Here is a 12,887-nt window from a genome sequence, read left to right on the forward strand (position 1 = left end):
GGTCAGCTCTCGCCGCCGGTGGCCGGGTCTCCGGCCGGCTCGGCATCGGCCGCGCTCTGCCCGTTGCCCTTGGTGAGGTCGGCGACGTCCTGCGGGCCCATCAGGGCCAGCTCCTTCGGCGACAACACCGGGGGCCGGTCGGACGGAAGGCGCTTGCCGTAACCGGTGTAGGAGTTCTGGTGCGGCCGCTTGGTGATCGGCGCGAAGATCGCCAGAACCTGGTCCTTGGACAGGGTCTCCTTCTCCATCAGGTTGACCACGAGGTCGTCCAGGACGTCCCGGTACTCGACCAGGATCTCCCAGGCGGTGTCGTGGGCGCTCTCGATGTAGCGGCGGACCTCGTCGTCGATCGCGGAGGCGATGTCCTCGGAGTAGTCGCGCTCGTGGCCCATGTCGCGGCCGAGGAAGACCTCACCGGCACCGGTGCCGAACTTGCGGGCGCCGAGGCGCTCGCTCATGCCGTACTCGGTCACCATGTTGCGGGCGATCGAGGTGGCCTTCTCGATGTCGTTGGCCGCGCCCGTGGTGGGCTCGTGGAAGACGAGCTCCTCGGCGGTGCGGCCGCCCAGCAGCATCGCCAGCTGGTCGCTCATCTCCGATCGGGTGGTGAGGAACTTGTCCTCCATCGGCAGGGTCATGGTGTAACCCAGGGCCCGGCCGCGCGGCAGGATCGTCACCTTGTGCACGGGGTCGGAGTTCGGCAGCGCGTGCGCCACCAGTGCGTGACCGCCCTCGTGGTAGGCGATGATCTTCTTTTCCTTCTCCGACATCACACGGGTCTTGCGCTCGGGACCCGCCATCACCCGGTCGATGGACTCCTCGAGGGTCTCCATGTCGATCAGCTTGCGGTCGAAGCGCGCCGTGAGCAGCGCCGCCTCGTTGATCACGTTGGCCAGGTCGGCGCCGGTGAAGCCCGGCGTGCGGCGTGCGATGACGTCGAGGTCGACGTCCGGGGCGAACGGCTTGCCGCGGCCGTGGACGCGGAGGATGCCCTTGCGGCCCTCCAGGTCGGGACGGTCGACGGTGACCTGCCGGTCGAAGCGGCCCGGGCGCAGCAGCGCCGGGTCGAGGATGTCGGGACGGTTGGTCGCGGCGATCAGGATCACGCCGCCCTTGACGTCGAAGCCGTCCATCTCGACCAGCAGCTGGTTGAGGGTCTGCTCGCGCTCGTCGTGACCGCCGCCCAGGCCGGCGCCGCGGTGGCGGCCGACGGCGTCGATCTCGTCGATGAAGATGATGGACGGGGCGTTGGTCTTGGCCTGCTCGAACAGGTCACGGACACGCGAGGCGCCGACACCGACGAACATCTCGACGAAGTCCGAACCGGAGATCGAGTAGAACGGCACCCCCGCCTCGCCGGCGACCGCGCGGGCGAGCAGGGTCTTGCCGGTACCGGGCGGGCCGTACAGCAGCACGCCCTTGGGGATCTTGGCGCCGATGGATTGGAACTTGGCCGGATTCTGGAGGAAGTCCTTGATCTCCTCCAGCTCCTCCAGCGCCTCGTCCGCTCCTGCGACGTCGGCGAACGTCGTCTTGGGCGTGTCCTTGGTGATGAGCTTGGCCTTGGATTTGCCGAAGTTCATCACGCGAGAGCCGCCGCCCTGCATCTGGTTCATGATGAACAGGAAGATCAGCACGATGACCACGATGGGCAGCAGGCTGAACAACAGGCTGAGGAAGAAGCTCTGCTTGGGAACCTCGACGTTGTAACCGCCGGAGAGGCTTCCGTTCTGCGCCTGCTGCTGGAGCAGCCGCTGGAGCTCGATGCCCTGGCCGTCGACCCAGGACGCCTGTTGCTGCTTGCCGTCCTTGAGCGTGACCTCGATCTTCTGGTCCTTGTCGATGATCTTGGCGGATTTCACCTGTCCGCTCTGGATCGCCGAGACCACTTTCGAGGTATCGGTTTTCTCGTAGGAACGGCCGGGGTTGATCCCCCACATGACAAGGGCGATCAAGAGGCCGAACAGCAGGATCCACAGCAGCGGCCCGCGAAAGTAGCGCTTCACGTCCATTTATCCGGTCACCCCTTCCGGGGCCCGTCCCTCCTGACCAACGTCTGTGAACCGGCTCCGTGCACGTCAGGCCCTCTGAACCCGGGCCCAACGCCCGCCGAGGCGGCCTCCATAGCAGTGTCCCCGGCCGAGGCCCGGGATATCGAAGGTACACCGGCAAGCACAGGGGACGCAGCCAGCGCCGATCCCCTGATCCTTTCGGTATACCCTTCGACGCCCCTTGCAACGATCCGCCGGCGCCCCTTGTTCCCGGTCAGGAACCGTCGCCCCCGTACACGTGGGGCGCGAGGGTCCCCACGAAGGGCAGGTTGCGGTATTTCTCGGCGTAGTCCAGGCCATAACCGACCACGAACTCGTTGGGGATGTCGAAGCCGAGGTACTTGCAGCCGATCTCGGTCTTGACCGCTTCCGGCTTGCGCAGCAGCGCGCAGATCTCCAGCGACGCGGGCCGCCGCGACCGCAGGTTGCTGACGAGCCACGACAACGTGAGCCCGGAGTCGATGATGTCCTCGACGATCAGCACGTGGCGGCCGAGAATGTCGGTGTCGAGGTCCTTGAGGATCCGCACGACGCCCGACGACTTGGTGCCCGACCCGTACGACGACACCGCCATCCAGTCCATCGACGCCGGCGAGTGCAGCGCCCGCGCGAGGTCGGCCATGATCATGACCGCGCCCTTGAGGACGCCCACCATCAGCAGGTCCTTGCCCGCGTAGTCGGCGTCGATCTGCGCGGCCAGCTCGCGCACCTTCTCCTGCAACTGGTCTTCGGGAATGAGCACTTTCGCCAGGTCGGCGCCCAGGTCCTTCTCGTCCACAACCCCACCCTCATCGAGACGACACGCTGCCTGACAGCGCGCTCACGGCACGGCCCGGCTCCCCGAGCGCGGACAGCCTCGCAGCACGCTCGTACTGCTACCGGACGCGCCGCGGCGGGGGGCCTGTCCCGAACAGCAGCTTCCCATACCGCCGGAACGCTCGTACGCCCGCCGGGAGGTCGACGTGCTGCTGCCCCCTCCAGGCCGTGACCAGCCGATCCACTGCATCAACGTGAACGGCCGCGAGCGTACCCGGTGGGCTCCCCGCCTCGACCGCCGCCATCCGCAACACCCGGGTCCGCACCGCCCGAGGCAACTCCGCCAACCCCTCCACAGCCAGCCCCACCCCGACAGCCCCATCCACCAGGCCCCCGCCCGCGGCCGCGTCGATCCCTGCGGCCCTTGCCGCTCCCTCGCTCGCGGCGTGGTCCATCGCGCCGTCGGCCGCCGCGCCGCTGTGCGCGACGGCGTCGTGGGGCGGTCGGGCTTTCAACGTTTCGTAGGCGCGGATGGCCAGGGCGTCGAGGGCGTCGGCGTCGTCGCGGAGCATGCGGGCGGTGCGGGCCAGGGCGTCGGCGATGCCGGGGCCGAGGGTCTGCTCCAGGACGGGCAGGGCCTCGTTGCGGACGCGTACGCGGGTGAACGCGGGGTCGTCGTTGTGCGGGTCGTCCCAGGGCTCCAGGCCGAGGGCCGAGCAGGCGCGCCGGGTGGTGGCGCGTTCGAGGTCGAGGAGGGGGCGCAGGTAGTGGGCGCCGCCGGGGCGGGTGAACGCGGGGGGCATGCCGGCCAGCGAACGGGCGCCGGAGCCGCGGGCGAGGCCCAGCAGGACGGTCTCCGCCTGGTCGTCGCGGGTGTGGCCGAGCAGGACGGCGGCGGCGCCGAGGCGTGCGGCGGCCTTGTCGAGGGCGGCGTAGCGGGCCTCGCGCGCCGCGTTCTCCGGGCCGCCCTCGGTGCCGACCGTGACGGCGACCGCCCCGGCGGGGTCGAGGCCGAGGTCCGCCATGGTGCGCACGAGGCGTGAGGCGCGTTCGCCCGAGCGGTCCTGCAGGCCGTGGTCGATCGTCACGCCGCCGGCCGGGCGGCCGGCGCGCGGGGCCTCGAAGGCGAGCGCGGCGGCGAGCGCCAGCGAGTCGGCGCCACCGCTGCAGGCCACCAGGACCAGGGCGCCCGGCGGTGTCTCGCCGAGCGCCTGCCGCACCGCCGCGCGTACCGCCGCGACGGCCGGATCGGGCCCCATCAGCTCGTCCTCTCGTCGACCCGCGGCGACGTCCCGCCGCGGGTCAACGAAACCACGCGCCACCGACAGTGACGCGCACCCGCACCGTCAGGCCTCGTTGGCCTCGGGCGGGGCCACGTCCAGCGCGCGGGGGCCGATGACGCGGTTCATCCAGGCGACCGGCTCCTTGATCTCGTCGTGCGTCGGCAGCGCCTCCGGCGACTCCCAGACCTTGTTGAAGCCGTCCATCCCGACCTCGGCGACGACGCGGCGGACGAAGCGGGAACCCTCGGCGTACTGCTTCATCTTGAGATCGATGCCCAGGAGGCGGCGGATCGTCTTGTCCAGGCGCGAGCCGCCGTCGCGGCGGCCCTGGAAGCGCTGCCGGATGTGCTGCACGGACGGCACGACCTCGGGGCCGACGGCGTCCATCACGTAGTCGCCGTGCCCCTCGACGAGGGTCATGACCGCGGTGAGGCGGTCGAGGATCTCGCGCTGCTCCGGCGACTGGATGGCGTCGATCAGGCTCGACTCGCCGCCGCGCACCGCGTCGGCGACCGCGTCGGCGGCGCTGCGCAGGCGTTCCAGCATCGCGCCCGGATCGAGGTCGGACGCCAGCAGGAACCGCGTCATCTGGTCCTGGACGTACTCGCGCAGCCACGGCACGCCGGTGAACTGGGTGCGGTGCGTCTCCTCGTGGAGGCACACCCACAGCCGGAAGTCGCGCGGGTCGACGCCGAGCTCCTGCTCGACATGGACGATGTTGGGCGCGACCAGCGTGAGCCGCCCGGTCGGCGCGCGGCCCGACGGGTCCGGCGGCAGGAACAGCTCGTACTGCCCGAGAACGCGGCCCGCCATGTACGCGAGGATGGCGCCGACCTGCATGCCGGTCACCCGGGAGCCGACGGCCTGCACGACCGCGCCGCCGGGGCCTCCGCTCAGCAGGCCGCCGCTGCCACGATCCTGCATCTGCTCCATCAGCGGCTCGAGGACCACCCGGAAGCCGTCCACGTTGGCCTTGATCCAGCCGGGCCGGTCGACGATCGTCGCGGGCGCCGGATCCTCCTCGGCCCGGATGCCCGTGAAGTCGCGCACGTGTCCCTGCGCGAGCCTGGACAGGTCGCGCAGCTCGTCGACGACCTGCCGGGCCTCCTCGTGGCTGACCTGCGGACCGGGCCGGACGAGCCGGGTCCCGGTCTGGACGGCCACATTCCAGTCGATCATTGAGGCGCTCATATACCCCACCGTACGTTTCGACACGGCGCCCGGGCGCCCCTGCACCATCGTTCAACGAACAACCGTTTTGGTTATCTCCCGCAGGGGCTTTTCCACACGTGCCGCCCGATCGCGGGAGCGGCCCGGGAAGATCACCGACGCGCGGGGAGGATCAGCAGCCGCAGGCCGCGACCGCCCCGGCGAGCCGGTCGAGCTTGCCCGGATCGACCTGCCCGGTGCCGTCGCCGGCCATGAACGCGAACGCCAGCAGCCGCCCGTCGGCGTCGTAGGCGACCCCGGCGAGGGTGCTGACCCCGGACAGGGTGCCGGTCTTGGCGCGGACCATTCCGGCCCCCGCCCTGCTGCTCGCCCCGGTGTAGCGGGGCGGGCTGAGCGTTCCGGAGAACCCGGCCACCGGCATGCCGGTGATGGCGGCGCGCAGGTCGGGCCGTTGGGGGGACGCCGCCAGCGCGGCGATCCGGGCCAGCGCGAGCGGGGTGATCTGGTTGCGCGGCGAGAGGCCGCTGCCGTCGTTGGTCAGCACGCCGCCCGCGACGCCGAGCCCGGCGAGCACTTCCCGCACGGCCTGGGCGCCGCCCGCGAACGTGGCGGGCCTGCCGCGCTTGATCGCCACCTGGCGCAGGACGGCCTCGGCCACGTCGTTGTCGCTGTGGGTCATGAGGTATTCGACGAGCGCGGCGAGAGTGGGCGACTGCACGGCGCCGAGCCGCCGGGCTCCGGCGGGCGCCGCGGCCTGGCGTCCGGCCTGGGCCTTCACCCCGTACCGGCTCAGCAGGCGGGCGAACGTCGCGGCCGCGGCACGGGGCGGGTCGCCGACGCGCGTCTTCGCCCCCTGCTCGACGCGCCCCTCGTCCACCGTCAGCGCGGAGACCGGGGCGACCTCGCCGTCGGGCAGGTAGTTGGACTTCCATCCGGCCGCCGTACGAGGACCCTGATAGGCGGAGATGTCGAAGTCGACCCGGACACGCCGTACACCGGACGCCTTGAGGGTGTTCGCGGTCTGGCGGGCGAGGTCGGTGAACGAGCCGAACGCCGGATCGCCCTGGCCGCTCCGGGCCCGGCTGCCGGAAGAGGACGTGGCGGGACGGGTCGTCAAGGTAGGATCCCCGCCTCCGACCAGGACGACGCTGCCCGCGGTGCCGCCCTCGACGGCCTGTGTGGTGATCTTGTGCGCCGGGCCCAGCGCGGCCAGCGCGGCGACCGACGTCACCAGCTTGGTGGTCGAGGCGGGGGTGGCGGGACGGTCCGCACGCTGCTGGTACAGCGGTTCGCGGGTGGTCGCGTCGATCACCACCGCGCTGGTCTTCTGGCCGGAGGAGCTGATCAGGGCGTTCAGGCGGGCGCTCAGGACCCCGGCGTTCGGGATGCGGGCGGCGGGATCGGCGCCGGGCACGGTCGCCGCCGCGGCCCGGACGATGTCGCGGTCCGCCACGGCGGGCGGCTGAGGTGAGAGGTTGCGGTCGGGTGTGAGTTTCGCCACTGCCGTTCCGGCCCCGACAGTGAAAACATTAAGGAGGGACAGTGTGATCAAGGCGAGGGCACGCGGGCCTATCACCACGTGACCACCCCTCTCCCACTCAGCACTCACCAATGTGCGACATCCTTATATATGGGGAACACCCACCCTGTGGGGCTCGTCTTCAGCCCGCACAGGCTCCCGAAAGACTAAACACTGCGAACACGCGGGGAGCGGAGGACACCTTGGAATTCGACGTCGTCATCGAGATCCCGAGGGGAAGCCGGAACAAGTACGAGGTGGATCACGAGACCGGCCGCATCCGGCTGGACCGGATGTTGTTCACCTCCACCCAGTATCCGGCCGACTACGGGTTCATCGAGGACACCCTCGGTGAGGACGGCGACCCGCTCGACGCCCTGGTCATCCTGCAGGAGCCGACGTTCCCCGGTTGCCTGATCAAGTGCCGCGCCGTCGGCATGTTCCGGATGACCGACGAGGCCGGCGGTGACGACAAGGTCCTGTGCGTGCCGGCGACCGACCCGCGCAGCGAGCACCTCCGCGACATCCACCACGTCCCGGAGTTCGACCGTCTGGAGATCCAGCACTTCTTCGAGGTCTACAAGGACCTCGAGCCCGGCAAGTCCGTCGAGGGCGCCAACTGGGTCGGCCGCGTCGAGGCGGAGATCGAGATCGAGCGTTCCCACAAGCGCCAGGCCGAGCACGTCGCGCAGCACGGCGGTCACTGACCCCTCCGTGCCGCGCCCGGGCCCGCTGGGCGGTGCGGTCTGCTCCCCGCCGCCGCCCGGGGGCTCGGACACACGAACGAAGACAGCGGAACGCTTCCGTACGGGATCCCGTACGGAAGCGTTCCGCTGTTGTGCGTGAACGCGCGGGCCGGCCTCCGTGCGCGCCCGGGCCGGCCTCTCAGCCCGCGGGGCGCGTGGCCCCGATCAGGCCGTTGCGATAGATCGTCGAGATGCGCACGCGCGCACCGGTGTACGGAGCCTCGACCATGCGCCCCTTGCCGACGTAGATGCCGACGTGATGGATCGTGTCGGGGTCGGAGGTGTCGTTGGCGAAGAACACCAGGTCACCGGCGCGCAGGCTGCCGATCGGTACGTGCGGTCCCGACGTCCACTGCGTACCGGTCCAGTGGTCGAGCCGGACGCCCGCCTTGCTCCACGCGTACAGCGCGAGCCCCGAGCAGTCGAAGCCGTGGATGCCGGACCCGTGGGCGATGCCGTAGCTGGGGCCGCGCGCGGTGCCGCCGCCCCACGAGTAGGGCGTGCCGAGCCACCTGAGCGCGGACCGCACGACCAGCGAACCCCGGGCCGAGCCCCGCGCGAGCGCGGCGGCGCTGCGTCCCGAACCGCCGAACGACTGCCGGGCGCGACGAGCCTCCGCCGCGGCGAGAGCGGCCTCGCGGGCCCGCTGCAACCGGGCCGTCCGTGCCTCGGCCGCGCCGAGACGCAGCTCGAGACGGCGCTTCTCCGCCGCGATCCGTCCGACCGCCGCCTTCTGCCGCGCCACCGCGGCGGCCGCGGCCCTCCTGGCCTGCTCAGCGCGCCGCGTCGCCGCCGACTGCTCGTCCAGCGCGGCCTTGGCCTCCTTGCGGAAGACGTCGGCGACGTTGCGCGTGGCCTCGACCCGCTGGATGACCGCGGTGCGCTTGCGCGCGAGCATCTCCATCATCCCGGCGCGGTCCATGAACCCCTGCGGGCCGCCGCTGCCGGCCACCGCCGCCGACCACGGGTTGGAACCCGTGTCGGCCTGGTAAGCCTCGGCCGCGAACGCGGCGAGCTCCCGCTGCGCGTCGGCGAGCCGCCGGTCGGCCTCGGCGAGCCGCGCCTGCGTCCCGGCGTGTTCCTGCTTGGCCTGCCGCAGCTTCACCAGCTCGCCGTTGTAACGTTCCACGGCCCGCGCCGCGGCGACGCCGAACCGTTCGAGCTCGGCGCCCGCCTGCGCGAGCAGCGCCTTGGTGCGCCCGACCTCGGCGGCCCGGTCGCGCACCTCGCGCCGGCTCTGGCTGACGTCGCCGGCGCTGGGCCCGGGCTCGGCCCGGACGGGCACCGTCGCTCCCGCGACCGTGATCGCGACTCCCGACGAGAGGGCCGTCAGCCGGAGCGCGGCGGACCGCGACCTCCGCCGGCGAAGTCGTGCGGTGTTCGGTGACGGAAACACGGTCCTCCCCTGCCGCGAATCACAAAGAGCAAGTGATCTGTGACCGAGAGTAGTTCACCGGAGCACGATGATGAACTTTCCGCCACAAGAGTCGCAGGGGTTACTACCCTCAGCTACCGGCCCGCACACAAAGTAGCCGTTCGATCCACGGGCGCACCGTCGTGCGCGGCGGCAGCGGAACGCGCGGGTAGCTGAAGATGGGCACGGCCGCACCGTAGGCCGCGTGCAACTCGGCCGCCTTGCACCAGTCGGCGGGCGTACGCGTCGCCGCCCACGCCGCCGCCATCGCGGGCCGGTGCTCGGGCCGCCGTTCCCACAACCGCAACAACGCCACCGTCGCGTGCGCCGCCGAATACCCGTCGTCCGGATAGGCCCCCGCCGCCAGATAAGCGGCGGTCACCTGCCCCCCATGCGGCGTCCCCAAGGCCCATGTCCAGTTGGCCACCACCAGCTCCCGCACCCCCGGCGGCAACCGATCGGCCGCCTCGTACATCCGCTCCCGCCTCCCCCCGGCCAACCGCCGCGTATCCAGCAACCACCCCAGCTCCCCACCACCGCCCGCGTCGATGGCGGTCGCCTCGCCTGCGCCGGGTGGCGTGATGACGTTCACCGGTGTGGTGGCGACGGGTGGCGTGATGGTGCTTGGTCGTGTGGGGGTGGGGTGGGCTAGGTGGATTGGGGAGGGTGGGGCGGGGAGTCGCGATGGGGCGGGTGGGGCTAGGTCGTTCGAGGCCAGCCAGGAGAGGACTGTCAGGCCGCGCGCGGTCTGCAGTCGGCAGAGCTCGGCCACCTCGCGGCGGGTGCGCGCGGCGGGTTCCGTCCAGAGGGGCCACTCGACCAGCTGGATGCGGGCCACCAGCCGGGCGAGTGCGGCCGGGACGGGGCGTGGGCTGACGCGCGAGTCCGAACGGCGGGTGAACGCGGCGCCGTCGGCGGTCATCCGGTGCCCTCGGGTGAGGGGCTCGGACCGGACGACGGCGGGGACTCCGGCGCCGGCGTCGACGGGGGTGCCGAGGACGGCGGCTCGCTGCTGGGCGGAGGCGGGTCGGCGGGTGGCGGCGGGTCCGACCGCGGGGGCGACGACGAGGGCGGGGCGGACGACGAAGGTGGTGCGGACGATCCCGGTGGTGTGGACGATCCCGGTGGTGTGGACGACGAGGGAGGCGGGGTGGTCGGTGCGGACGGGGTGGGGGGTGGGGTCGTGCCGGGGTCCGTGGGGGTGGGAGTCGGCTGCGGGGCGGGGGCGGGGCGCCAGCTGATGTGCACCTGCTGGCCGCCGGGCTCGAACGTGATGCCGCCCTCGCCGCGTCCGCCGGGACGCCGGAAGACGCGGACGCCGAGGGTGACCGACTGGCCGTCGTTCAGATGTCCGGACGAGCCGTTCGGCATGACCGGGCCCCAGGTCTTGGCGCGCCAGGTGACGGGGCCGCCCTCGGCGCGCAGGGTCACCGCGGTGTCGGAGCCGCCCGCGAGGTCGATGTAGAGCGGCGACACCTGGAGCGTGCCGGTGCCTCCGGGCGGACCGGGGTGTCGCCGGTTGGGGTCGGCGGGCGCGCTCTGGTATTCGCGCAACGGCGGGGACGGCAGCGCGGTCGGCGGCGCGGCGGAGTACCGCGCTCCGAGGGGGAAGGTCGCGGAGACGGGCGACCCGGTGAGGCCGCCCACGTCGGGCCGGTCGGACACGATGCCGGGGCCCGAACGGGGCGGCGGCGACGGCGTTCCCGGGCTCGGCGCACGGCCCGCGGCGACCGTTCCGGCGTCCCGGTCGTCGGAACCCATCAGCCAGGTGAACGCGGCCCCGCTCGCACCGAGCAGGAGCAGGACGGCGGCGGTCGCCGCGAGGGCCCGCCCCGCCGTCCGCAGCCGTCCGTCCGGGATGGCGGAGACCGCGATGGCGGCGCCGTCGTCACGGACGCCGCCCGCCGCGGCGGCCTTGCGCGACCCGCCGGAACGGCGTCCTCCCGGCAGCCAGGGCAGCGCGCCGCCGCGGGAGAGGTTCGGCCGCCGCGGCAGGACGGAGCGGCGCGGCTGGGCGGGAAAGCCGCCCGGGGCGAACTCGTTGACCCGCGTCGCGACGAAGAGCCGGTAGCCCACCAGCTCGGGGTCGAGGAAGCAGCTCATCACGCGCGGCCGCAGGGCGTCCGGCGGCTCGGCGAGCGGCAGCAGCCCGTACACCTTGGCGGCCGACACCGTGCGCGGCCGGAACGCGCCGCACAGCGGGCATTCCTCGGCGTGCCGGAGCAGCCGTACGCGCAGGCCGTGCTCCATCTCGCCGCGGCGCTCGCGCAGCAGCAGGCCGCGTTCGGCGCACCCGTAGGGGCCCTGGTGGGCCAGGATCTCAGCGGTCAGCGCCACCTCGAGCTCGGCGTGCGCGCGGTCGAGCGCGCCCTGCGCCTCCTTGACCGGGAGGTCGAACACGACGGCCAGGTCGGGCACCGACAGCTGGTGCCGCACCCGCAGTTCGAGGATCTCCCGGCTGAGCGGCGCCAGCCCCAGCACCGCCTGCCAGGCCATGATCCGCTGGTCGACGTCCTCCTGGTCGTGGCTGGCGACGGGCAGGTCCGGCGGATGGCCCCCGTACGGCATCCGCCGGCCACATTCCAGTCGCGCGATCGCGTAGAGCCACGGCCCGAACCGGTCCGGATCGCGCAGTTTGTCGATGTGCGCCTCGGCCACGATGAACGTGTCGCGCAGCGCGACCTGGGACGCGTCACGACCGCGCAGCTGGAACCAGCAGTACGCGTAGAGCCGGTCGGCGTACGCCTCGTACAGCGCCGCCGGAGCACCCGAGTCCCGCGATCTCAGAGCCTCGACCAGGAGGTGGTCATTCATGCTCCGAAAGTAAAGGTTCTACAGACTCTTTACCGGCAATTTCAAAGGATCGAAGTCCTATGTCCGCAATATTCTCGCGGACCGCCGACGCGCTCACACCATTCCACCCTGACCTGAGGTGATTAATGACATTAGACCGAATTGCTCGACTTGTCGTCGCGAGTCGATCTCATGGCCACACCTGCGATGTCTGCCTTGGCGCGACCGTGAAGCTACACCGTGTGATGTGTCGATAATCGACCCGACGGCGGCGCGCCTACTTTCCGAAAAGGTTCTCCAGCATTGGCGGGAGCACCCGTTCCGCGGCGGCGGCGACCGTGGCCACCTGCGCACTGGTGAACGTCACCGGGCGGGTGGCGATGATGCTCGGCAGTGGACGCGAGGCGACGAAGAGCACCCCGCCGTGCCGCAGCCCGTTCCGCGGCACGCGCGCCCCGTGCACCGCGACCATCGGCGTCACCGGCACCTCGTGGTCGAGCTCGGTCGCGAGCAGCTCCGCGACCGAACCGGCGGCGCGCGCCGCGGCGCCGGCGAGGTCACCGGCGGGCCTGGTGCCCGCCCACAGCCGGCGTCCTTCGGAGCGCAGCCGCAGTCCCCACCGCCAGCGCCGGCTCGCGATCGCGTAGACACCGGTGATGCCGATGACCAGGTGGTCGAGGTTGGTCGCCGGCGCGCCCGGCAGGGCCCGGTCGTGCAGCACGTGGAACGCGGCCGGGTCGAGCTTGGCGAGGCTCCTGCCGGTGCGGCGCTCGGCCATCGCGCCCTGGCGCCAGCTGGTCGCCGGGCTCGGCCGGTTCCACTCGTACAGGGTGAACGCGGCGAACGCGGCCACCGCGACCACCGGCCCGGCCCACCACACGCTGAGGCCGGCCGCACCGACACCGGCGCCGCAGGCCAGGACGCCGCGGAGCACGAGCCGTTCCTGCCTGTGCGCCGCGGCGAGCGCGCGGTAGCGCGACCAGGCGGAGGCTCCGGCGCTGGACGTGCCGAGACCGCTGATCCGCACCGAACGCCCCTTCTCCCTCAGCCTTCCAGGGCTGCCCCAGCCGCAAGCGTGGGCCCCTGACGTCGGGAGTTCAAGGACTTTGACCTTCTTGATGCCGGCGCTCGCCGAAGTCCATGATCATTTAATTG

General features: G+C 72.0%; 10 protein-coding genes. 1 reads left to right on the plus strand and 9 read right to left on the minus strand.

Features of this window, described 5'->3' with window-relative positions; genetic code table 11:
• Nucleotides 1-2: 2 nt before the first annotated feature.
• The 5 genes from ftsH to dacB form a co-directional block, all read right to left on the minus strand.
• The gene (gene ftsH / locus ABZ810_RS05310; protein ID WP_358399470.1) at nucleotides 3-2,012 is read right to left on the minus strand and encodes an ATP-dependent zinc metalloprotease FtsH; all 2,010 of its coding nucleotides are present in this window, start codon (nucleotides 2,010-2,012) and stop codon (nucleotides 3-5) included.
• Between the two features lie 253 nt (nucleotides 2,013-2,265).
• Complete coding sequence (hpt, locus tag ABZ810_RS05315; RefSeq protein WP_358399473.1) at nucleotides 2,266-2,829, minus strand: hypoxanthine phosphoribosyltransferase; 564 nt, start codon at nucleotides 2,827-2,829, stop codon at nucleotides 2,266-2,268.
• 97 nt (nucleotides 2,830-2,926) lie between these two features.
• A complete protein-coding gene (gene tilS, locus ABZ810_RS05320) occupies nucleotides 2,927-4,069 on the minus strand; it encodes a tRNA lysidine(34) synthetase TilS (RefSeq protein ID WP_358400305.1) in 1,143 nt (380 codons plus the stop codon).
• An 84-nt stretch (nucleotides 4,070-4,153) separates the two neighbouring features.
• A complete protein-coding gene (locus ABZ810_RS05325; RefSeq protein WP_358399475.1) occupies nucleotides 4,154-5,281 on the minus strand; it encodes a zinc-dependent metalloprotease in 1,128 nt (375 codons plus the stop codon).
• Between the two features lie 151 nt (nucleotides 5,282-5,432).
• The gene (gene dacB, locus ABZ810_RS05330; RefSeq protein ID WP_358399478.1) at nucleotides 5,433-6,761 is read right to left on the minus strand and encodes a D-alanyl-D-alanine carboxypeptidase/D-alanyl-D-alanine-endopeptidase; all 1,329 of its coding nucleotides are present in this window, start codon (nucleotides 6,759-6,761) and stop codon (nucleotides 5,433-5,435) included.
• A 221-nt stretch (nucleotides 6,762-6,982) separates the two neighbouring features.
• On the opposite strand from dacB, the gene ABZ810_RS05335 reads away from it, so the two are divergent.
• Nucleotides 6,983-7,486, plus strand: coding sequence for an inorganic diphosphatase (locus ABZ810_RS05335; protein ID WP_358399480.1), 504 nt, complete (start codon nucleotides 6,983-6,985; stop codon nucleotides 7,484-7,486).
• A gap of 178 nt (nucleotides 7,487-7,664) precedes the next feature.
• Here ABZ810_RS05335 and ABZ810_RS05340 read toward each other — a convergent pair whose 3' ends face one another.
• The 4 genes from ABZ810_RS05340 to ABZ810_RS05355 form a co-directional block, all read right to left on the minus strand.
• On the minus strand, nucleotides 7,665-8,810 hold the full coding sequence (locus ABZ810_RS05340) for an NlpC/P60 family protein (RefSeq protein ID WP_358399482.1): 1,146 nt from the start codon (nucleotides 8,808-8,810) through the stop codon (nucleotides 7,665-7,667).
• Nucleotides 8,811-9,030: 220 nt separating this feature from the next.
• Nucleotides 9,031-9,861: a hypothetical protein gene (locus ABZ810_RS05345; RefSeq protein ID WP_358399484.1), complete on the minus strand. Its 831-nt coding sequence runs from the start codon at nucleotides 9,859-9,861 to the stop codon at nucleotides 9,031-9,033.
• Complete coding sequence (locus ABZ810_RS05350; protein WP_358399487.1) at nucleotides 9,858-11,753, minus strand: sigma-70 family RNA polymerase sigma factor; 1,896 nt, start codon at nucleotides 11,751-11,753, stop codon at nucleotides 9,858-9,860. Before ABZ810_RS05350 ends, ABZ810_RS05345 begins: the two co-directional genes overlap by 4 nt.
• A 256-nt stretch (nucleotides 11,754-12,009) precedes the next feature.
• A complete protein-coding gene (locus ABZ810_RS05355) occupies nucleotides 12,010-12,759 on the minus strand; it encodes a nuclease-related domain-containing protein (protein WP_358399490.1) in 750 nt (249 codons plus the stop codon).
• Between the last annotated feature and the right edge of the window lie 128 nt (nucleotides 12,760-12,887).

It is taken from the genome of Spirillospora sp. NPDC047279 (assembly GCF_040643285.1).
In the GTDB taxonomy this organism is placed as follows: Bacteria; Actinomycetota; Actinomycetes; order Streptosporangiales; family Streptosporangiaceae; genus Spirillospora.